Annotated in this window: 19 protein-coding genes; 7 read left to right on the forward strand and 12 right to left on the reverse strand. The window is 52.3% G+C overall.

Annotated elements, in window-relative coordinates; genetic code table 11:
- The 3 genes from HAP95_RS03110 to HAP95_RS03120 form a co-directional block, all read left to right on the forward strand.
- Positions 1–1,319: sensor domain-containing diguanylate cyclase (locus tag HAP95_RS03110; protein WP_368356541.1), on the forward strand; the 1,319-nt coding region annotated here is incomplete at its 5' end.
- A gap of 139 nt (positions 1,320–1,458) precedes the next feature.
- A complete protein-coding gene (locus HAP95_RS03115) occupies positions 1,459–2,034 on the forward strand; it encodes a lytic transglycosylase domain-containing protein (protein ID WP_215882909.1) in 576 nt (191 codons plus the stop codon).
- A gap of 65 nt (positions 2,035–2,099) precedes the next feature.
- The gene (locus tag HAP95_RS03120; RefSeq protein WP_215882910.1) at positions 2,100–2,378 is read left to right on the forward strand and encodes a YrhK family protein; all 279 of its coding nucleotides are present in this window, start codon (positions 2,100–2,102) and stop codon (positions 2,376–2,378) included.
- 8 nt (positions 2,379–2,386) lie between these two features.
- On the opposite strand, the gene HAP95_RS03125 is transcribed toward HAP95_RS03120, so the two are convergent.
- From HAP95_RS03125 to HAP95_RS03135, 3 genes are all read right to left on the reverse strand, one after another.
- The gene (locus tag HAP95_RS03125; protein WP_215882911.1) at positions 2,387–2,911 is read right to left on the reverse strand and encodes a hypothetical protein; all 525 of its coding nucleotides are present in this window, start codon (positions 2,909–2,911) and stop codon (positions 2,387–2,389) included.
- Positions 2,912–3,267: 356 nt separating this feature from the next.
- The gene (parC, locus tag HAP95_RS03130; protein WP_215882912.1) at positions 3,268–5,595 is read right to left on the reverse strand and encodes a DNA topoisomerase IV subunit A; all 2,328 of its coding nucleotides are present in this window, start codon (positions 5,593–5,595) and stop codon (positions 3,268–3,270) included.
- Positions 5,596–5,633: 38 nt separating this feature from the next.
- Positions 5,634–7,604: a DNA topoisomerase IV subunit B gene (locus tag HAP95_RS03135; protein WP_215882913.1), complete on the reverse strand. Its 1,971-nt coding sequence runs from the start codon at positions 7,602–7,604 to the stop codon at positions 5,634–5,636.
- 201 nt (positions 7,605–7,805) lie between these two features.
- Here HAP95_RS03135 and HAP95_RS03140 point away from each other — a divergent pair, with 201 nt between their 5' ends.
- The gene (locus tag HAP95_RS03140; protein ID WP_215882914.1) at positions 7,806–8,930 is read left to right on the forward strand and encodes a glycosyltransferase family 4 protein; all 1,125 of its coding nucleotides are present in this window, start codon (positions 7,806–7,808) and stop codon (positions 8,928–8,930) included.
- Between the two features lie 15 nt (positions 8,931–8,945).
- Positions 8,946–10,124 carry a glycosyltransferase gene (locus HAP95_RS03145; RefSeq protein WP_215882915.1) on the forward strand — a complete coding sequence of 393 codons (1,179 nt, stop codon included), beginning with the start codon at positions 8,946–8,948 and terminating at the stop codon, positions 10,122–10,124.
- A 36-nt stretch (positions 10,125–10,160) separates the two neighbouring features.
- Here HAP95_RS03145 and HAP95_RS03150 read toward each other — a convergent pair whose 3' ends face one another.
- Positions 10,161–10,910, reverse strand: coding sequence for a PilZ domain-containing protein (locus HAP95_RS03150; RefSeq protein ID WP_215882916.1), 750 nt, complete (start codon positions 10,908–10,910; stop codon positions 10,161–10,163).
- A 5-nt stretch (positions 10,911–10,915) separates the two neighbouring features.
- Positions 10,916–11,860, reverse strand: coding sequence for a UTP--glucose-1-phosphate uridylyltransferase GalU (gene galU, locus HAP95_RS03155; RefSeq protein ID WP_215882917.1), 945 nt, complete (start codon positions 11,858–11,860; stop codon positions 10,916–10,918).
- Positions 11,861–12,206: 346 nt separating this feature from the next.
- Here galU and HAP95_RS03160 point away from each other — a divergent pair, with 346 nt between their 5' ends.
- Complete coding sequence (locus tag HAP95_RS03160) at positions 12,207–12,446, forward strand: HP1242/YdcH family protein (RefSeq protein WP_215882918.1); 240 nt, start codon at positions 12,207–12,209, stop codon at positions 12,444–12,446.
- Positions 12,447–12,535: 89 nt separating this feature from the next.
- On the opposite strand, the gene HAP95_RS03165 is transcribed toward HAP95_RS03160, so the two are convergent.
- The gene (locus tag HAP95_RS03165; protein WP_215882919.1) at positions 12,536–13,300 is read right to left on the reverse strand and encodes an HAD-IA family hydrolase; all 765 of its coding nucleotides are present in this window, start codon (positions 13,298–13,300) and stop codon (positions 12,536–12,538) included.
- Positions 13,301–13,420: 120 nt separating this feature from the next.
- Here HAP95_RS03165 and dksA point away from each other — a divergent pair, with 120 nt between their 5' ends.
- Positions 13,421–13,885 carry an RNA polymerase-binding protein DksA gene (gene dksA, locus HAP95_RS03170; protein ID WP_215882920.1) on the forward strand — a complete coding sequence of 155 codons (465 nt, stop codon included), beginning with the start codon at positions 13,421–13,423 and terminating at the stop codon, positions 13,883–13,885.
- A 6-nt stretch (positions 13,886–13,891) separates the two neighbouring features.
- Here the strand turns inward: dksA and tilS are convergent, their stop codons facing one another.
- Genes tilS through HAP95_RS03200 form a run of 6 tightly spaced genes read right to left on the reverse strand, consistent with a single transcriptional unit; the run spans position 13,892 to position 22,582 of the window.
- Entirely contained in the window at positions 13,892–15,235 is a 1,344-nt protein-coding gene (gene tilS / locus HAP95_RS03175) for a tRNA lysidine(34) synthetase TilS (RefSeq protein ID WP_226832501.1), read from the reverse strand.
- Positions 15,213–16,163, reverse strand: a complete 951-nt coding sequence (locus HAP95_RS03180) for an acetyl-CoA carboxylase carboxyltransferase subunit alpha (protein WP_215882921.1) — start codon at positions 16,161–16,163, stop codon at positions 15,213–15,215. The genes tilS and HAP95_RS03180 overlap by 23 nt, the downstream gene beginning before the upstream one ends.
- Before the next feature lie 30 nt (positions 16,164–16,193).
- The gene (gene dnaE, locus HAP95_RS03185) at positions 16,194–19,700 is read right to left on the reverse strand and encodes a DNA polymerase III subunit alpha (RefSeq protein ID WP_215882922.1); all 3,507 of its coding nucleotides are present in this window, start codon (positions 19,698–19,700) and stop codon (positions 16,194–16,196) included.
- A complete protein-coding gene (gene rnhB, locus HAP95_RS03190) occupies positions 19,697–20,299 on the reverse strand; it encodes a ribonuclease HII (protein ID WP_215882923.1) in 603 nt (200 codons plus the stop codon). Before rnhB ends, dnaE begins: the two co-directional genes overlap by 4 nt.
- 41 nt (positions 20,300–20,340) lie before the next feature.
- Positions 20,341–21,459, reverse strand: coding sequence for a lipid-A-disaccharide synthase (lpxB, locus tag HAP95_RS03195; RefSeq protein ID WP_368356543.1), 1,119 nt, complete (start codon positions 21,457–21,459; stop codon positions 20,341–20,343).
- Between the two features lie 13 nt (positions 21,460–21,472).
- Positions 21,473–22,582: a DegT/DnrJ/EryC1/StrS family aminotransferase gene (locus tag HAP95_RS03200; protein ID WP_215882925.1), complete on the reverse strand. Its 1,110-nt coding sequence runs from the start codon at positions 22,580–22,582 to the stop codon at positions 21,473–21,475.
- Positions 22,583–22,599 lie beyond the last annotated feature (17 nt).

Raw genomic sequence — 22,599 nt, forward strand, 5'->3', positions numbered from 1 at the left:
GACCATCAGCTAACTCCAATTCAGGGCACGACCGCTCCACAGCATTCTACCCCCTACCCACTCAATCTGACGAAGAGCCAAAAAGTTTCCCCGCATTGGAGTTATTACAGCAACATCCGGCACCTCATGCATTAACACACAACAGAAAGTTACTATTTGTCAATAAATCTGCTGTTAAACTTTTTGATGGAGATAATCCAGATTATTTTTTGGGTAAAGATATCACTTCATTCATACACCCCCTAGATCATGGGCGCATACTTAATCGTCTTGAGGTACTAAACGATGAAAATCCTAAAAATAATCCTACAGAAGCCCGTGTTTACACACTCAATGGCAAAATTAAACACATTATATCCGTCAGCACCTTAATAGAAATCGCAGGATATTCGCTGATTATGTCGACCGCTACCGAGCTCAGCGAAGAAATGGGGCATGAAATCAGCCAATCTGAGCAGAATTTTCAGCGCCTTTTTGAAAATATGCTTGACGTTTTCTATCGGACTGACAGTGAGCAAAACCTGACCTTGGTGGGTCCTGCAGCCTTAGGTCTTTTAGGTTATTTACCTGAAGAAGTTATTGGCCTTCCTGCCTCCAGCTTCTATTGTGATCCGGAAGCACGGGCAAATATCGTAACCGCCATTAAGAAACATGGGAAAGTTCAAAACTTCCCGGCACGCTTGAAACATAAAGATGGACATATTGTGGACGTCGAAATTACCAGCAGCGCAATTTATAGTGAGGATAAGCAATTTCTGGGTATGGAAGGCCTGTTCAGAGATGTGAGCGAACAGGTCAGCATTAAAGAAAAGCTGCATCGCCTCGCTACTATGGATGAATTGACCGGCATATTGAACCGTCGGGCCTTTCTGGAAAAAGCCAATCATCTGATCAAGCATTTGCGTAGACAGCCAGAATATAGCCTGCTCGCCGTGATTGATCTCGATAAATTCAAACCCATTAACGACCGCTATGGACACTTGAGCGGGGATCGCGTTTTGAAAGTTTTTGTATCACTCTTTAAGGAGACCCTTCGGGAAACAGACGTTTTTGGTCGCCTGGGTGGTGATGAATTCGCGATCATTTTCAGGAAATGTACGATGTCAGAAGGCTTGGAAATTCTGGAACGAATCCAGGAAAAAATGCAGAAAATCAGCATTAGACTCTGCGATAACGAAGTTTCCATCTCAGCCAGCATCGGCTTGACCGAGTTGCGTGAAGAAGACCTACCATTTTCTCTGGCACTGGCTAGGGCAGACCGGGCTCTTTATCAGGTCAAACAGAATGGAGGCGCCCATGTCGCGATGCTTTTATCATGAACAAGATAATGAAAACGCAACGGACTGGCCGGGCTTGATAATCGGATACGCCCAAGCATATTAGCATCGGCTAAAACTTGCACCCGCTAAAAAAAACCTGTATAAACTATAGCCCTTGCAGCTATGTGGTTATTTTGATTTGAAAAAACTTTTTGTGGCCGCAGTGACGGCCGGAATCAGCTTCTTGTTCATTATCGCGCCGCAACCTTTGCAGCGCAGTATCTCCGGACTCCCTGCGAATATTTCGCTGTTGAAACCAACGGTCACATCAGCAAGATCCAAATCCAACATAACAGCGCAACCCGCTACTGCAATGGTGAATCCTCTTTCGGGACGTGCATGGCAGAAGCTCGCTGGCATATACAGTAAAGATGTGCTGTATGCTTCCAATCAAACCGGAGTTTCCCGCAAATTGTTGGCCGCCGTGATTCATGTCGAAAGTCGTGCAAGTAATGTCGTCAGCTATGCCGGAGCCGTTGGTCCCATGCAGCTCATGCCCAGCACCGCCTGGCGCATCCTCCATGTCAATCCCTGGAAGCCTCGTCAGAATATCGTGGGTGGCGCTCGCTATTTGCGTCGTCTGCTCGCAATTTTTCATGGACATCTTCGCCTGGCGCTGGAAGCCTATAATGCTGGACCAACCACAGTGGCCCAAGGCGTAATTCCCATACCGGCAAAAGTTTATGCGCGTCAGGTGATGGCGCTGGCGGCTTGAGATCGGCCTGAATGCCAGTCTGTGTTAACATTAAAGTCTATTGTTAACATGATCAGGAGAAGGCATTGTCAGAAAACAGTCCGTCAAACAACAATTTCACTATCTGCATGGGTCACGATGAATTATTGATTCGTAACCGCTACGAAACCATCAGCATCGCCAATGATTTCATGATCGGCATATTATTTCTGGTAGGCAGTTTCTTTTTTTTCTATCCCTCCATGGAAACGGCTGGCGTCTGGCTTTTTGTGATTGGTAGCGCCGAACTGTTAATAAGACCAGTTATCCGTCTCGCCCGCCATATTCACCTACAGAAATTACCCAGTGGCAGTTGGGATATGTAACTGCCCGGTCAGCGAGCGGGCCGCAAATATCGCGCGATGCTTTGCCGCGCAGTGGCTTGCGCGATCAGCTCGTCGTAATTCTCAACCCGATCTCGCGCCCATGCGTTGGCATGCTGATCCGTCTGCTGAATCGTATTTCGCGCGTATAAGCCTCTAAACTGCCAGATAGCCAACCAGAAACATACGGTGGCTATTCCTGCATCGACCAGCCTGGGCATCATTGCCAGGGGAACCTGCATGAGCACAACATCCAGAACCACACAGAGAAGAAAAGCTGCAACCCCCAAACGCCATCTTCTGCTGCGCTTGGGAGCTGTAGCACGCCCCAGTTCCCTGGCCAGGAGTGCCCACCGCCACTCCGGGGGCTGTTGCGCCAGCGCCGGAGATAAAAATACCGATCCGGTAATGGGGTCGTGCAAAGCACTCTCATTATCCGCCAGCGAGCTGTAAAAAACCGGGGTATGCCTATCCCCCAAACCATCGCGCAAGACGTACAACTGGGGATCACGGCGCAGCAAATCTTTTATAGACATTATCGACTCCTGATTCAGCAAAAAAACCTGCCGTTGATAGTCGGCATGCTGATGCCTTTGCAAGAAGCATTCCAGACGGGACCAAGCGCATTTCCAGCGTCGTATTCCATTGAGTTGATCCTGAAAATGGCGATTGGCCAGGAGGCTTTGCCACGACTTTGGCCCGCGCCGTGGTTGTTCTTGGCGAAATCCTGCGCCCGTCAGGAGAGCTGTCTGAGCCCAAAGGGCGAGTTCTCTCCTGACAGCAGGATGAGCCTTAGAACAACAGGCAAGGAACGTTGGAGCAAAAAGCCTCCCGGCAAATTGCACCATCTTAATGCAAATGCACCATATAGGTGCATTTGGCTTGCCCTCCATTAGCGCAATGAACGACCCTTGCCGGCCCGCTTACCACGACAAATCTCCAGGCGATTTTTACGAATAGTGCGCGGCAAAGTCTGTCCCTCGGGATGAATATAAAGGCTTTGCAAATGAGCTTGGGGGGCCAGCGTCATCAATTTGACCCCCTTCCCTTTCGGCAGGCTTTTGATTTCTGCCAGCGAAAATATCAATCCCGCATAATCTGAAGAGACGCACAATATTTCTGCAGACAGATCAGGCACAGGAAGCAGCGGCAAAGGATATTCATCTTTATCCAGAGACAGGAAAGCCTTCCCGGCACGATTACGCCCGGTCATGTTTTCCAGCACGGTGACAAAGCCGTAAGCAGCGCTACTCGCTACCAGCCACAAACTGTCGCCCGGACCACAAGCTGCCGCCTGAAGGGAAGCTCCGGCCTGAAAATCTACCTGACTGGAGGCGGGGACCCCGTCCCCACGGCCACCGGGAATCTGACCGACCGGAACAGAATAAGCACGACCTGTTTGATCCAGCAATACCAGATGGTCCACAGAACGCACTTCAAAAACCTGCAGGAGTTGATCGCCTTCCTTGAAGTTCAGACTCTCCGTGGCAATACCGTGTCCCGTTCGACTGCGTAACCAGCCTTTGCGAGACACAATGACCGTCACCGACTCGTCGGTCACAGCGGCCACAATAGTCTGAGCAGCCTTGCTGGTGATGGCCACATCCGCCTGCAACAAGGTGCGTCGATCATCTCCAAACTTCTGGGCATCGGCGTTGATTTCCTCAACCAGCAAGGCTCTCAGGCGTTCTTCGTGCGCCAGCAGGCCGGTCAGATAATCGGCCACATCCCGCTTATCCTTGAGTTCTTTTTCCAGTTCAATGCCAGCCAGTCTGGCCAATTGACGTAAACGGATTTCAAGAATGTCTTCGGCCTGAATTTCTGTCAGATCAAAGTGCTCGATGAGGTCTATTTTGGGATCATCGGACTCCCGAATGACCCGGATGATGGCATCTATATCCAGAAGAACCCGGAGTCGTCCTTCGAGAATATGGATACGCGCCAAAGTCTTATCCAGACGAAACTGGCTACGGCGGCGAACCGTGCGCAAACGGTAAGTCACCCACTGCCGCAAAATGGCCGTCAGCGGCAGACAGGGTGCGCGGCCTTCCAGGTCCAGCACGGTCAAATTGACGGACTGATTGGATTCCAGAGAAGTGCGCGCCAATAAATAGGTCATCAGTTGCTGGGGGTCCTGATTCCGAGAACGGGGCTCTACCACAATGCGTACTGCGTGATCCTTGCCGGACTCATCGCGCACCGTTTCAATCTGGGAAAGCATGGCCGTTTTAGTGGACTGCTGCTCAGGCGTCAGGGCTTTTTTCTTGCCCTCACCCCTCGGCTGAGGATTGGAGAGATTTTCTATTTCCGAAAGCACCTGTGCCGTGGAAACGCCCGGAGGCAATTCATGAATACTGATGCGCCACTCACCCCGCGCCAGCTTTTCCACTTCCCAGCGGGCCCGTACCCGAATACTGCCCCGCCCCGACAGATAAGCTTCACGAATTTGTTCGGGGGTTGAAATAACCTGTCCTCCCCCAGGGAAATCCGGGCCGGGTATCTGCTCAAGAATAGCGTCATCCGACGTCTCCGGATTTGCTGCCAACTGCGCGCAAACGGCTGCCAGTTCGCGCAGATTATGGGGCGGAATTTCTGTAGCCATGCCGACGGCAATGCCGGAGGCACCATTCATCAACAAAAATGGCAGGCGCGCAGGGAGAGTCACCGGTTCTTCCAGCGTACCATCATAATTACTGCGGAAATCGACCGTACCCTCGTCAATTTCACCCAGCAACAACTCGGAGATAGGGGTCAGATTGGCTTCGGTGTAACGCATGGCTGCAGCAGAATCCCCATCCAGAGAACCAAAATTACCCTGTCCATCCACCACGGGATAACGCAAGGTAAAATGCTGCGCCATGCGCACCATGGCATCATACACAGAACTGTCCCCATGGGGATGCCACTTGCCAATGACCTCACCCACCACCCGGGCAGATTTGACGTGCTTGGGAGAACGCTGCAGGCCCATATCGCGCATGGCATATAAGATTCGTCTTTGCACCGGCTTTTGTCCATCGGCAAGCGCCGGAATGGCGCGCCCGGTCACCACGCTCATCGCATAGGCCAGATAGGCTTTGGCGGCATATTCCGCAAGAGGCGGAGAAGGGTCCTCGGGATTACTCCCCTCTGCGGTCGGCGGCGGGGGCGGGGGCTCGTTTGGAGGACTGGACGCCCGTTCAGGACTCAAACTATCGAACAAGTCCAGTGTATTACTCATGCAGGATTCCTTTCTGAACATTCACCACAGTTATCTCCTCAAATATCCAGATCAGCCGTCCAGCCATCTCTTTCCATCCATTCCCGACGCCCGCCCGCCGACTGTTTGCTCATGAGCAGACTGAAGCGCTCATGGAGAGCAGCCTGATCAGATAGCGACATGGTCAAGGGTACCAGGGAGCGGGTGTCGGGACACATGGCCGTTTCCCAAAGCTGATCCGGATTCATCTCTCCCAGGCCCTTGAAACGCTGAACCGAAATAGCCGACTCCTTGACGCCTTCAGCGCGAAGACGATCAACGGCCACATCCCGCTCTGCTTCGGCTTCACAATAGATTTTGCGGGCCTTGCCGCGCCAAGTGGCATCTACCCGATACAAGGGCGGCTTCACCACAAATACATGACCACGTCTGAGCAGTGCCGGAAAATGGCGCAGAAACAGGGTTAAAATCAGCACCTGAATATGACTCCCATCTACATCGGCATCGGAGAGAATCATGACTTTGCCGTAGCGCAATCCCGTCAGCACCTGCTCAGGATCCGCCGCCACACCATGCGGCTCAATACCAAGTGCTACTGCCATATTGTGTACTTCCTGATTTTTGAAAATCAGGTCCGCATCCACCTCCCAGGTATTCAGCACCTTGCCCCGGAGCGGCAAAAGCGCCTGATATTCTTTATCACGAGCCGCCTTGGCTGACCCCCCCGCAGAATCTCCTTCCACCAGAAACAGTTCATTGCGTTGAATATCCTCACTTTCGCAATCGGTCAGCTTGCCCGGCAAGGTCGCCAAACCCGAGCCCTTCTTGCGTTCCACCTTTTGCGCCGCGCGACTGCGCAGCTGCGCAGTCTGAATAGCCTGCTCGACAATGGCCCTGCCCGCCTCGGGATGGCTGTTCAGCCACAAATCCAGAGGGTCGCGGATGGTTTGCACCATTAACTTATAGGCTTCGCGACTGGTGAGTTTGTCCTTGGTCTGCCCCTGAAACTGGGGATCAAGAATCCGCCCGGAAAGCACCAAAGCCATTTTGCCGGTGACATCATCCTGCACCAGCTTCACCTTGGCCGGCACCAGACTGTGGTGCTCCATAAAACTCCGGACGGCTTCAAAAACACCGGCGCGGAACCCCGACTCATGGGTTCCACCATCGAGCGTGGGAATCAGATTAACGTAGGTTTCCGGGCGTGGATTACCCTGGGCACTCCAGCACAATGCCCAACTCGCTCCCTCTCCCTGAGCGAAACCATTACTATCATCGTTTTGATACATTTCACCCGCAAAAATCGGGGTGATGGGCTCTGCTTCCGCAAGCATTTCTTCCAGATACTCCGCCAGACCAGAATCATACTGCCAGACCAGCGCCTCCTGCTCCGGTAAATTCAAAATCACCTGCAAACCGGGCAGCAAAATAGCCTTGGCACGCAGCAAATGAGTCAACTCCCGGGTGTTGACTCGAGGTGAATCAAAATACCGGGGATCCGGCCAAACCTGAACCCGAGTCCCATGACGACGGGCCTGACTGTTTTCCACGCGGGTCAATGATTCCTGAAGGACACTGTCCACAAAGCTCAAACGATAACGACCATACCCACCCCCTTGAGGATCCCGGGTATGAATTTCCACCAGCAACCGACTGGACAGTGCATTGGTGACTGCCACACCTACCCCATGCAAACCGCCCGAAAAGCGGTAAGCCGAAGACTTGTCAGTCTTGTCGAATTTTCCCCCTGCATGCAGGGTTGTAAAAGCCAATTCTGCTGCAGGGCGCGTCTCACCGGGGGGAATCCCTACCGGAATCCCCCGACCATTGTCTTCGACGGCGACCGACCCATCACTGTGTACTGTTACTTCAATACGGGTCGCATGTCCGGCCAGTGCTTCATCCGCAGAGTTATCAATGAGCTCCTGAACCATATGCGTCGGACAGGTGGTACGCGTGTACATGCCCGGGCGCAAACGCACAGGCTCCAGGCCCTTAAGGACGGTGAATTGTTCAGCACTATAGTTCAAAACAGTAGGGTTCCTTATTCATCGTGTCCCAAATTCAGTTCGGGCTGGCTACCCGGCCCATCATAAACGGAATAGCTTGATTGAGCAGCATGTCACCAGGATTCATCAAATTGTCATATTTCTCCGTTATCATCATGACGAGGCCAGGGGAAAAGCTGCAGAGCAGCTTCGCCCTGTAAGTCATTCAGCAAACGGTAAGGCATGATAACAGGCAAACTCAGAATCGCTCTGATCACCGAGACTTACCCTCCAGAAATCAATGGAGTAGCTCTTACCTTAGGGAAGGCTGTCGAAGAACTCCGGGCACGCGGTCACGAAGTTCAGGTCATTCGACCGCGCCAACCTGACGAGGCTGCTCAGGAAGGGCTGGTAAAAGCATTTCCTCTGTTTTTTTATCCCCAGGTCAAATTAGGCTGGGCCAATCCGGGCTATCTGACTGGCTGCTTGCAGGCCTGGCGGAGTGAGGTGGTACACATTGCTACTGAAGGACCTTTGGGTTATTCGGCACTCATCGCTGCGCGCAAACTGGGTTTGCCCGTTGTGACCAGCTTCCACACCAATTTCGACCAATACTTTTCGTTTTATGGGATTCCTGCCCTACGCCACATAGCGCGTCTCTATTTACGTCATTTTCATAATGCGACCCGGCAAACGCTGGTACCCAGTCAGGGTACTCTGCAGCGACTCCATCACCAGGGATTTCTGCATTTGCAGCAATGGGGGCGCGGGGTAGATACGCAGCGCTTCAATCCGCAATGGCGTGATGAAAATATTCGTAAGGATTTGGAACTGGGCGATGAAGATTTATTACTGCTGTATGTTGGGCGTCTGGCGCGGGAAAAAAACCTGCCGCCCCTGCTCGCAGCCTTTCGCAAACTGAGCAGGAACTACCCCCGGGCTATCCTCGTTCTGGTCGGTGATGGCCCGCTACGCAGTGAAATCGACCATTACGCCAACAAACGGATTTATTGTGCGGGCATGCAAAACGGCATGAATCTCGCTCGCTGGTACGCCAGCGCCGATTTGTTCTGCTTTCCATCCTGTAGTGAAACCTTCGGTAATGTGGTACTTGAAGCACAAGCCAGCGCCTTACCCATCATTGCCTATGACTGTCCAGGCGTCTGCGAACAAGTCATTGATGGCGAACATGGCCTGCTGCTTCCGCGTGATAGCGATCTGGAAACAGCTATGCAAACACTCTATAGCAATCCCGCTGAACGCCAGCGTTTGGGCAAGGCCGGACGCCTGCGTGCGGAATCACAAAGCTGGACACGCAGCTTTGACATTCTCGAAGCCACCTATCAACAACAACTTTCAACCCGCTGAATTTTTGGATATTCCATGCGCATTCTCATGATTTCTGATACTTATTTTCCACGCATCAGCGGTGTGGCCACTTCCATTCGCAGCTTTCGCCAAGGATTGGAATTGCTGGGACACAAGGTAGATTTACTGATTCCGGATTATGGCTCCTGCACTGCGGAAGAGCGCGGAATTTACCGTATTCCGGCACGGAGTATTCCTTTTTTCCCTGAAGAACGACTGATGCAACCCCGCGCCTTGTTAAACATAAAATCTGATCTCAAAGCTCGCCACTACGATCTCCTGCATATCCAGACCCCCTTTGTCGCTCACTATCTGGGAAATCATCTGGCACGAAGTTTGAAATTGCCAGCCATCAGCTCCTACCATACCTATTTTGAAGCGTATCTCGGCCACTACTACGGAAAAATTCCCGGTCCGCTACGTAAAGCTATGGCGCGTATTCCATCGCGCCAGCAATGTGCAGCCGTAAACGGATTAATTGTTCCGTCCCAAGCTATGGCTGAAGTCCTCTGGAATTATGGTATCCGTACAGCAACAAGAGTGATTCCAACCGGCATTCGCATAAATCATCAGACCCGTAACATCAGTGATCGCCAGGATTTTAGGCGGCGCTATAATCTGGACCAAAATTGCCCTGTCTTGCTGTACGCAGGACGCATGGCTCCAGAAAAAAATATCGGGCTGATTCTGTCCATGTTAAAGCAGCTCAGGCAACAATTCCCCGATATTCTGCTGCTACTCGTTGGTGATGGGCCAGCCAGATCTCACCTGGAAAACGAGGTGCAATCAAGCCAGTTAACGCAGAACGTCCGCTTTTTGGGTTACCTTGATCATGTTACTGAATTACCCCAGGCGTATGCGGCCGCAGACCTGCTGGTTTTCGCATCGGAAACGGAAACACAGGGTATGGTATTACTGGAAGCTCTGGCTGCTGGATTACCTATTGTTGCCGTTCCGGCCATGGGTGCGGCAGATGTTCTCCGCAGCGGTTTAGGCACCCGATCAGCGCCTGCCGAAGCCAATGCGTTTGCCCGAACTTGCGCGGAACTTCTCGCCGATGAAAATTTACGTCAGCAATTATCCAATGAGGCCCGAAAGCTCGCCCAGAATTGGTCGGAAATCGCCATGGTCGCAATACTGGCAGAATTTTACCGAGAGACCATTAGCGAAAACAGAACTACACAAAAATTATGATATCTGCACATTCATTTAACATGCACTTAAAGTGCTTCAGTATCGCAATTGAGCGCTACCCGATTGCACCTTGCGGCAACACCAATACATATATTCCATTTTATTCTTCATCATCTTAGTCAGCAACATACGCACAGCTACCTGACTGCGCGTACCGGAAGTAAGCCTTTGACTGCGAGTCACCTGAACAAGCGTCTCGCAAGCCCCGCAATCACCCGATGCAAATTCAACTAACATGGTATCTCGTTTCATAACTTTGATAGTTGGCATAATAAAACGTATCCCAGTAGGACTAAAATCAGCCATTTCACCATCAAACCGCAGACCATCTTTACAAGATATTTTAAGCGGCTCTATTATATTAATTCGCGAATATTTTCGCACTGATCGCTTATAAACAGCCAATGGGGCGGTAACTATCGCGATGTTATCAGAATAGTATAAAAATTTCGCGAAAAAAGCATAAATGTTGTTACCAGATCCAATAATTACCATAATTTTTTCATTATTAGTAACATGAATTAGCCTCTGTAAAGCACTAAATTTTAGAGAAATAGTACTTGAACTCACACTATAAAGACTACACAACTGCCCTGAATCAACTTCAGCAGATGAAAATACTATTACTTCATGAGTTAACATAGCGCTGAGAAGAGTAGCTGGGTTTTTTTGTACCACCTCTTGAAAAATTTTTTCAATTACTTGCAGATACTCTCTAAATGTTTGTCCGGCACGGGGAGGTAAAATGAGACTCAGATTATTTGTAGCGCTTTCAGAGTTAGCCATATGCTTCATCCAACACAAGTGACTTTGGCAACCGACTTGCTCTTTTTCCCTGCCTGAATCATTCTTTTATCGAGATAACCTTTGAACTCTTTACCAAATTCAGGGTGTCTGAGTGCAAACTCGACAATGGCTTGTAGGTAACCAAACTTATCGCCACAATCAAAGCGCTGTCCTTCAAATTCATAACCAAGCACCTGACGCTCAAGAGCCAAACGGGCAATGGCATCCGTTAGTTGAATCTCACCTCCAGCGCCCGAGGGCAATTCTTCCAGAAGGTCAAAGATCCTTGCAGGAAGCACATAGCGGCCCACCACCCCTAAATTGGAAGGCGCTGACTCAGGCGATGGTTTTTCGACAATACCGCCGACACGCACAATCTGTTCTTCCTGACCCAATGAAGCAATTATTCCATAACGACTACATTCTTCCCTAAGAACCTGTTGAATTGCCAGTATAGCTGTCTGATAACGGCTATACTGTTCTTTCATCTGTAAAAGCACCGGCTTTTCTGAAAGAATCAGGTCATCCGCCAAGAGCACCGCAAAGGGATTATCGCCAACCACATCGCGCGCCATAAGCACCGCATGACCAAGGCCTAAAGCCCGAGGCTGGCGAATAAATGTCGTGGTCACACCGCGCGGTACAATATTCTGAATTTCCTTCAGTAGAGCTGTTTTACCGCGTTTTTCAAGTTCTGTTTCCAGCTCATAGGCGACATCAAAATGATCTGCAATAGCACGCTTCCCCCGCCCGGTAATGAAAACCAGACGATCACAACCTGCTGCCAATGCCTCTTCAACGGCATATTGAATCAGCGGCTTATCCACTACGGGCATCATTTCCTTAGGCGTTGCCTTTGTTGCAGGAAGAAAACGGGTACCCATGCCTGCCACCGGAAAGACTGCAGTTCGAACAGATTTTTTTGCCATCTCTGGAACAGATTTTTGCATGACACACCTCGTTATTGCCTAACCAAAATTTCAGATATCCAGCACAAGCAATTTTTATACCATGTAATACAAATAGAGCTCTTCACCGTCCCTCACTCTAAAAATCATCCATAGACAAAAGCCAGACGTAAAACATGTGATACATATTTACTCTCAGAAAAATATTTTTTATTAAAACCAAAACAGTAAAAAAACCTAACCTTTAACAAAATTGGAACACGCTATCCCTGTGGAACACGTTTTGTCTGCTTTTCGTGCACAAAACGGCAGGCTATACTGGTCACAGAAGGCGTGTCCTGTTGCCACTCGACCAGCCAGTGGATCCAATCACTACCGGAGAATACATATGATTACTGAACATCAAGACTTGAAAGCAGAGTTTCCTGAACTAGCTGGACGCATGGACCAACTCCTGGCAGAACAGGGACATTTCACCAGGCGCTATGAAGAGTTCAATGATCTGACCGCACAAATTGAACACATTGAGCGCAATGATGCGGCTACCGGTTCACAAAGTCTGGAAGAAATGAAGAAAAAACGCCTGCTTCTGAAAGATGAAATATACCGGATGCTCACGTCGGATTGAGCCTGCACATACCCGAAGAAAGAACACCCATCATCTTCGGGTGTTTTTTGGTGGATTAATCCTGAAAACGGCCAACGGCCGTATTCAGGTTAATGCTGCGTTTTATCTTCCCACCACTGGGACAGCACATCCACATCAACCACAATGCGTGCACCCGCTTCCCGTCCCCGCAAAATCTGTGCGGGAGCCTGGGGCTCGCCGAGTTGATCCAGCACCCGCAGAGCCGATGAAAAATCCTGGTTTTGCGTATATTCCGTTTGCGTAATCACCGTAACCAGACCGGCAGAGACGGCTGAACGCAAGCCATTTTCCGAGTCCTCCAGAGCCAGACAGTCCGAGGCCGGAAAACCCAATTGCTTCATTACATACAAGTAGATATCCGGGGCAGGCTTTTTGTGCGGCACAATATCGCCGGCGCCAATGGTCAGGAATCGGCTTGGTCCATCTTTACCCAGGGTGCTTTTCAGCAAGGACTCCACATTGGCCGGGGTGGTCGTGGTCGCTATGGCTATGGGTAGCCCGACCTCTCTGGCAGCATTCAGCAGGCGTTCCACGCCGGGGCGCAAGGGTAAAAGGCCCGCTTCCATCATCTCGACATAAAAAGCCGTTTTCTGCTTGTGGATTCGGGCAATATCCGCATCACCAAGCTGCGGATAATCAGGATGGTCATTCAAAAAACTGCGCAAACGCTCCTTGCCACCGGTCACCTTCAAATAATGTCCATAGGTAGGCACATCCCAGTCAAAGGGGAGGTCTGCAGCGGCAAATGCCTGGTTGAAAGCCACACGGTGAGCATCCCGCTCGGTATCGGCAAGAGTTCCGTCCACATCAAAAATCAGGGCGCGCAAGGGCATAGGCTTTATTCCTGGTACAGAGTTGAAGGTGCTGGCATTGTAAACATAAGCCGCAAGATTGCCAAAATGGCTGATCTCTGTTAAACGTAAGCGGATTTATTACAAGGACAGGAAGATCACATGGCAGACAAAGCCTCTCAAACTGCTGGCATCAGCCCCAAAAATGTTCAGCAATATACCGCATTTGTTCCTTACGAACCAAAGCCTGACGAAGAATACATGAACGACGCGCAAATCGCTCACTTCCAGAAAATCCTGGAAGACTGGCGCGGCGAACTCATGGCTGAGGTCGATCGTACTGTGCAACACATGCAAATGGAAAACGTCAACTACTCGGATCCCAATGATCGTGCCAGTCTCGAAACCGACATGGGTCTGGAATTACGGGCAAGGGACCGGGAACGCAAACTGATTCGCAAAATTACTCAGGCTCTGGGTCGCATCAAGGAAAATGAATACGGCTATTGCGAATCCTGTGGCGTGGAAATTGGCCTGCGGCGTCTTGAAGCCAGACCAACGGCCACGCTTTGCATTGATTGCAAAACACTTGAAGAAAAACGCGAAAAACAAATGGCGCAAGACTGAAAAGTTTTATTTTCGGAGCAAGCAGAGCGCAGCGCCCCCCAACGGGGCGCGAACCCACGGGGCCTGATAATAACCGGGAATGCACAACAAATGCCCGGCTTCATCCCACAGCAGGGGAATATCCGCTCGCCACTCGGGCGGTATGCCAGCCTCCAGCATGATATTTTTTACCGTTCGATGCTGCCCGTTAGCCATCCGTGATCGCTCACCGTTTTGACGGCGCCGCCAATATAAATTGACCTGGGCACACTCCGCGAGCAAAGCATGACTGACGCCTTCTACAGGCCCTTGCGCCAGTAACCGGCATTCCCAGCCGCGAAAAGGAAGGGGCCGGGAAATCTCCCAGTTGCCCTCTTGCCAATTATCATCAAACTCCGGGGCACGACTTAAATAAAGTACTTTCCCCTGAATCCTGCAGGCACCCCCTTCCCACTGAATACTTTTAGCTTTAGCGGTCTTCAGTGCGTCCTGAAGGACCTCCAGACGCGCCCGGGAAGGTAATGGACACTGAAGACGTTGCAGCCAGCCCCGCAAAAACATCCTTTGCCGGGCTGGAGACAACTGCTGCAAAAAGCTTAAGGACAAGGCGTCTTCTTTCAACCCGGGGTGTTCTGACTGGTGCTGGTCACAATACATGGCAAACCAGTCATCGACGAGTTCGTGAACATCGCCCAGATTTTCTGCCGTTCGGGCCACGGTAGCCACAGCGTGGGGCCAACCGAGGTTTTCGAGCAGTGGTAACAGCTGCTCGCGGACACGGGTCCGGTCATAACGAGGATCCTGATTCGCAGGATCGGAAATATAGGGGATTCTCTTTTCCTGGAGGTAGTCCAGCAGTTCCTGTTTGGGAACCTGCAAAAAAGGACGAAGCAACACCCCTGCTCCCAAGGGTTTTTGCTGGGGCATGGCAGAGAGTCCGGCAATACCGGTACCCCGCAATAACTGCAGGAAAAAAGTCTCGGCCTGATCTTGCTGATGTTGAGCGGTCAGCAAATAGTCCCCGGCCTGAAGCTGTGCCGCCAATAACGCATAGCGACCGCGACGCGCCCGATCTTCCGGGCCTTCTCCTGAAGTTTCCGGAGGTAAATGCAGTACGGTACAGGAGACACCCAAGGCGCTGGCCTGCTCGACGCAGAAACGCGCCCAGTCCGGGCTCTCGGCGTGCCAGCAATGATCTACATGCAAAGCACGCACAGGACAACCCAAGACTACAAGAGCGACCAGCAAAGCGGTCGAATCTGATCCGCCACTATAGGCCACAAAAAACGGGCGCTCCCGAGGCAGAAGCTCCCATTTTTGGAGAACATTCTGGAGCCTCAGCTCCAGATCAGGCCGCGCCGACCACTCCATAGTGCATCAGGCGTTCATAACGGGTGGTCAGTAATTTACTGGTATCCATCGCTTTCAGTTCGTCCAGATGCTGGGCGAAACGCTCCCGGACCAAAGTGAAAACGGCTTCCGGATCACGATGAGCACCACCCAGAGGTTCAACCAGGACTTCATCTACCAGTCCGAGAGACTGTAAACGGCGAGCAGTAATGCCGAGGGTTTCTGCCGCTTCCGCCGCCATTCCTGCATCTTTCCAGAGAATAGACGCACAGCCTTCCGGTGAAATAACGGAATAAACACTGTATTCCAGCATCAGCATCCGATCACCGACGCCAATGGCGAGCGCACCGCCAGAGCCACCTTCGCCAATGACGGTACAAATGATGGGAACGGCGAGATCGGACATGACGGCCAGATTCCGGGCAATGGCTTCACTTTGGCCGCGTTCTTCTGCACCGATTCCAGGATAGGCACCGGGCGTATCAATAAAAGTGAACACCGGCAATTGAAAGCGTTCGGCCAAACGCAAGAGGCGCAGCGCCTTGCGATACCCCTCAGGGCGCGGCATACCAAAATTACGCTGGATTTTTTCCTTGGTATCGCGCCCTTTTTGATGTCCCATCCAGACAATAGGCTGATCATTGAAGCGGGCCAAACCGCCAATGATAGCCTGATCATCAGCAAAAGCGCGGTCTCCGGCCAGAATTTGCACTTCACTGAACAGGGCCTGCACATAATCGAGGGTATAGGGGCGCTGGGGATGCCGCGCCACCTGTACGGTCTGCCAGGCACCCAGCTTACTGTATATGCGCTGCAGCTCCTTGCGGGCCTTCACTTCGAGGCGTTTGATTTCATCGGCAATACCGGGCTGATTCAGAGCATGCAGCTCTTCTACCTTGGCTTCCAGCTCCGCTACACCCTGTTCAAAATCCAGATAACTGATTTTCATAGGTACTCCTGAACAATCTGAAAACTTACCTCAGGCGGGACGCCGGGTCTTGCGCTGTCCACGTTCCAGAGGAATCACATTATTTACCAGCGAATTAGCGGCACGGTACGTCCACTGCCATTGATAATCCTGGGGCATACATGCCTGCAGTGTCGCCAGGGCCTCTGCACTCGCCACAAAACTTAAGGTTTCCGGCACTTTTAACAGTACCTGCAGGTCATTGTCCACCGGTAAACGCAGGAGCAGACGCACAGAGCCCGGATATTGCTGAAGCCAGTCACGCAAAAGCTCGGGAGCCAGCGGCTCACCCTGAGGAATCTCCACTATCAATTGTGTTGCCAACTCTTCGCGAACCCGCTGGCGATCCAGCACCCGCAGGGCGCTGAGCCGCAGGCCACCGGAATAACTATCTTCGCCGACCTCACCCAGGACCAGCACAGGTTCTTCCCCTTCCCCGATTTTTCCCGCCTGAGCCCAGACTTCGGCAAATACCACCACCTCCAGACGCCCTTCGCCATCATCCAGAGTCAGAAAATAAATACGATCGCCCCTTTTGGTACGGGTACTGCGCCGCGCCACTACTAATCCGGCAACCAACACAACGGTTCCCACCACAATGTTACTCAAAGGCTGCACACCCAGCTCGGCAAGTTCCGTACGGAGATCATCCATGGGATGACCGCTGAAATAAAAGCCCAGGGTTTCCCGTTCCTGACGCAGTATTTCTGTGGATGTCCATAGCTCAGCATGACGAATAGGGGGCGCGACAGGCAAAGATTCCAGTCCGTCAAAAAGGGACTCCTGCAGACTGGCCTGGCTTTGCTGAAATTGGGCGGCTGCTTCAATGGCGCTTTCCAGAGAAGCCATCAGATCTGCTCTGGACACCTGCCAGTCATCCATGGCGCCGGCACGAATCAAGGCCTCCAGCGCGCGGCGATTGATTTTTTGGCTCTCTACCCGACAAAGCAGGTCAAAGAGGCTCTGGAAAGGACCTTCCCTACGCGCTTCCAGAATACTTTGAATCGCTGCCCGTCCCAGGCCCTTGATCGCTCCCAGACCAAAACGGATATCCTGCTTGCCTTCGGGTTTAAACTCCAGACCACTGCATTGCACGCTGGGCGGGGCAATGCGCAGACCCATGTGCTGGCATTCGGCAATCATCGCTACGACCTTGTCGGTATGGTCCATATCCGCAGTCAGTACCGCCGCCATAAAAAACTGGGGATAATGCGCCTTGAGATAAGCCGTCTGATAGGAAACCAGAGCATAGGCGGCAGAATGGGATTTGTTGAAACCATATTCCGCAAATTTTTCCATCAGGTCGAAGATAGCTCCTGCCTGATCAGGATGCAGGCCATTTTTATGTGCGCCCTCCAGAAAAACACTGCGTTGTTTGGCCATTTCTTCGGGTTTTTTCTTGCCCATGGCCCGGCGCAGCAAATCGGCACCCCCCAGGGAATAGCCCGCCAGGACCTGAGCCGATTGCATGACCTGCTCCTGATAAACAATGACGCCGTAAGTTTCCTTGAGAATGGGTTCGAGATTGGCGTGCAAATAACTGACCTGGGCCTTGCCATGTTTGCGGGCAATAAAATCGTCCACCATGCCCGACTGCAAAGGACCGGGACGAAACAGGGCGACCAGGGCCACAATATCCTCAAAAGTATCGGGTTGCAGACGCCGCACCAAATCACGCATGCCCGATGATTCCAGCTGAAACACGGCCACGGTTTCCGTGGATTTCAGCAGTGCAAAAGTCTCTGGATCATCCAGCGGGAGTTGCTGAATATCCAGGCGCGCACGGCCCGCCGTGACGGCAGCGGCATTAATCAGTTTCACCGCCATGTCAATAATGGTCAGGGTTCGCAAACCTAAAAAGTCGAATTTGACCAGACCCATTTTTTCGACATCATCCTTGTCCAGCTGGGTCACATTACCACCGCCCCCGGAGCTATCCGTAAATAGCGGCAAACGATCCGCCAGCGGCTCTGGAGAGATGACAACACCCCCCGCATGGGTGGAAGCATGGCGAGGCAACCCCTCCAGACGCAAGGCAATATCCAGAAGATCACGGACGTCGTCTTCTTCGGTCTGGCGACGCCGCAACTCTTCGGATTCTTCCAGGGCTTTGGCCAGGGTCATGCCCAAATCACCGGGCACCAGCTTGGCGAGCTGATCCACAAACCCGTAGGGCAGTCCCAGCACCCGGCCGACGTCCCGGACTACCGCCCGCGCTTTCATGGTTCCAAAGGTGATGATCTGACCGACCCGTTCGCGGCCATATTTTTCGGCGACATACTGAATGACCCGATCGCGCTGATCCATACAGAAATCCACGTCGAAATCGGGCATGGAGACCCGTTCCGGATTCAGAAAGCGTTCAAAGAGCAGGCCATTGCTGATAGGATCGAGATCGGTAATCCCCAGGGCATAGGCCACCAGAGAACCGGCTCCCGAACCACGTCCGGGTCCGACTGGAACCCCGTTATTCTTGGCCCATTGGATGAAGTCCGCCACAATCAGAAAATAACCGGGAAAACCCATTTGTTGAATAACCCCTACTTCACGCAGCAGGCGTTCATGGTAGGGGAGGCTATCCTGGGCACGAATATGCAGAGCATCCAGACGCGTCTGCAGCCCTTTCTGAGCGGCATCATGCAGATATTCATCTATAGATTGCCCCTCAGGAATCGGATAATCAGGCAAGGCGTATTGGCCCAGCACCAACTCCAGATTACAGCGTTTGGCAATTTCTACCGTGTTGTCACAAGCTTCGGGTAAATCCGCAAAAAGTGTCCGCATTTCCTCTGGATCCGGCAAACGATGCGCGGCGGTGAAGCGTCTTGGCCGACGTGGGTCATCCAGTGTCAGCCCTGCAGAAATACATTGACGGGCATCAAAAGCGGCAAAATCGGCAGCATCCAGAAAATGGGCATTATTGGTAGCCACCACCGGCAAATTCAGCTTTTCGGCCAGCCCGAGGGTTGCTTGCAGCAGACTTTCCTGATCTTTTTCGCCATTCCGTTGCAGTTCCAGATAGAAGCGTTCAGGAAACCAGTCTGCATAGCGTTTTGCCAACAGTTCAGCCTGCGCATGATCGCGGCGCAGCAAAGCCCGACCAATTTCACCCTGCCCTGCGGCGGACAGGGCAATTAATCCTTCACTGGCATGCTGCAACCATTCGGCGGCAATTTGCGGGCGGCCCTGCTGATGTCCTTCCAGATAAGCGCGACTCAACAGACGGCTGAGATTGGCGTAACCGGTTTTGTTCATGCACAACAAAATCAGGCTGGCGGGGCGATCGGCATCTGCTCCATCGTGAACCCAGATTTCACTACCGATCAGCGGCTTCACGCCCTGACTGCGGGCGGCAGTATAAAACTTCACCAGCGCAAAAAGGTTACCGTGATCCGTAATCGCCACTGCCGGCATATTTTTTTCGGCACAGCGCTTGGCCAGCGCCTTGACCGGAATAATGCCATCCTCCAGGGAGTATTCGGAATGCACATGAAGATGGACAAAAGTCGGTTCACTCACTGCTTTGCCTCCCAGGCTCGATCCACCGGACCAAAACCACGTCGATGCAGCGGACAAGGTCCATATCGCTGTAATGCCTGCCTATGGACTGCGGTTCCATAACCCATGTGCCGGGCCAAACCATAGTGCGGATAATAAGCATCCAACGCCTGCATGGTCTGATCTCTGGCCACCTTGGCGAGAATACTGGCCGCTGCAATGGCATCTACCCGACCATCGCCGCCCACCAGGGTCTCAACCTGCCAGCCCGGCGGTGACTGATTACCATCCACAACCACACGCTCAGGACGCACTGGCAGGGCAGCAATAGCCCGAGACATGGCCCGTAACGAAGCCTGTAAAATATTGTAGCGCTCAATTTCCCACACTGCAGCCCAGCTCAACGACCAGGCCAGCGCTTCCTGCCGAATTCTGGCAGCCCATTGCAAGCGGGCTTTGGCGGTCATTTTCTTGGAGTCGTTAAGACCGTAAAGAGGTTCACGCAAAATCACCGCTGCCGCAATGACCGGCCCCGCCAGCGGACCACGACCGGCTTCATCCACACCCGCGCAAGCGGGGCCCCAGTGCTCCAAAACCGGAGATCTTTTTGCTGTGCTCATCCTGGCTTATTCATGCCAATGGCCATTTTTGGATTTACCCGTCATGAAAGCATTTTCCGCAAAACCTCTTGCAGCGCCTCCGGGGAATCCCCCTGCAACAAGTCACGTATCTGCTTCAGGCGCTGAACTTGTTGATGCCCAGCCTCGGCAAATAAGGGTAACAGAGCTGCAGCAACTTGTCCGGGTATAAAGGCATCCTGCAAAAACTCCGGATAAACAGACTCCTTGAGTAAAATATTGGGCATAGCCACAAAAGGGGTTTTAACCAGGCGCCGTGCAAAAGCGTAGGTCAGGGGATTCAGGGCATAAACCACTACCGCCGGGCGTTCCATCAGTGCGGTTTCGAGGGTCGCCGTTCCGGAAGCCACCAGTACCACATTAGCAGCTGACAGTACCGTGCGGGTTTGGGCAATAACCACCAGAGCATCACCGGGGCCGGCTCCCTGTTCCCACTGGCGGTTCCAGGCGGATGCCAGTTCATCACGAGCCAGAGCCACGACAATTTTCAACCGGGGCATTTGCGCTCGCAGCAAACTCGCGGTTTGCGCATAACGGCGGGAAAGTTTTTCCAGCTCACCACGCCGACTGCCGGGCAGCAAGGCGAGCACCTGATCATCCGCTGTGAGCCCCAGAGCCGTCCGGGCAGTCAAACGATCGGGTGCAGCAGTAGTCTGTGCCAACAAGGGATGCGCCAGAACCTGCACCGGAACACCGGCTTCGGCATAAATGGGAACCTCGAAGGGAAAAAGCACCAGCATTTGATCAACAATCTGCTTGATCTGGTGAATGCGCTGCCCGCGCCAGGCCCAAATCTGCGGCCCCACCACATAAAGGACGCGAATGCCCAGTGCCTTGGCTGCCTTGGCAATACGCAGATTAAATGCCGGGTGATCAATCAGAATGACACAAGTGGGCCTTTCTTTTTTCAGGTGCGATACCACCTGATGATACAGTCGGCGGAGTGCCCCATAATGGCGCAGCACCTCAACCAGACCGATGATGGCAAGAGTTTCCCCGTCGGCAATATTTTCAACGCCAGCGGCCTGCAAACGCGAACCCACTACTCCAGACCAATGTAAATCCAGGCCTGCCGCAGTCGCACTTTCCATGATCTCCAGTCCGAGATTTTCCCCGGACCGCTCTACAGCAAGGATAAACACCTTGCCCAATGCTTTAATCCTTCAGAGTGCGGCGAATCACCTCTGCCACCCGGGCAACCTGCACCTCTTGCAGCTCGGGAAACATGGGCAAGGACAAAACCCGCTCGGCCAGCTGGTCCGCTACCGGACAATGACCTTGAGGCTGATCACCAAACATTTTCTGGCGATGACCGGGAATGGGGTAGTAAATGGCACTGGCAATGTGCTCAGCCTGTAAGGCGGCCTTTACCGCATCCCGTGACTCCAGCTGAATCGTATATTGGTGATATACATGCTGATAACCTTCTGGTGCATGGGGCAACTGCAGATCCAGACCCGCCAGATGCCCGGCATACCAGGCAGCAGCCTGCTGACGACCCGCATTAAAAGTAGAAAGATGCGGAAATTCCGTGCGCAAAATCAATGCCTGCATTTCATCCAGACGACTGTTATAACCCAGCACATCATGATGATAAGTCTGCCAAGAACCATGATTGCGCAAGCCCCGTAATTGTTTTTCCAGTTCCGGATCATTGGTCACCACCATGCCGCCATCACCGGCACCGCCAAGATTTTTGCTGGGGAAAAAGGAAAAACAGCCGATATCACCAAAGCTTCCCACCGCACGCCCATGAATACTGGCCCCAATAGCCTGGGCACAATCTTCAATGACCTTCAGATGATACTGCTGCGCCAAAGACATGATCGCGGGCATATCGGCAGGCAGGCCATAAAGATGAACGGGAATAATGGCTTTGGTGCGGGTTGTGATGGCCGCTTCAATGAGTGGCACGGTCAGCACATAATTTTGCGGGTCCACGTCTACAAAGACCGGTTTGGCGCCTACGTAAAGGACCGCTTCTGCCGTAGCAATAAAGGTGAAGGTAGGCACAATGACCTCATCCCCCGGCCCAATCTCCAAAGCACGCAGCGCCAGCAACAACGCATCTGTTCCCGACGCACAGCCCACCCCGTGTGCTACCCCACAGAGTTGGGCCACATCCTGTTCCAGAGCACGACCGTGTTCTCCGAGGATAAAACCCGCCTGATCCAGAATTTTTCCCAATCCGGCAAGAATTTCTTCACGCAGTGGCTGAAAATGGGCGCGCAAATCGACCATGGGAATGGCTGTACTATGACTCATGTATTGATATCCTGTTT

The sequence above is a fragment of the Acidithiobacillus sulfurivorans genome (assembly GCF_018853815.1).
Classification (GTDB): domain Bacteria; phylum Pseudomonadota; class Gammaproteobacteria; order Acidithiobacillales; family Acidithiobacillaceae; genus Acidithiobacillus; species Acidithiobacillus sulfurivorans.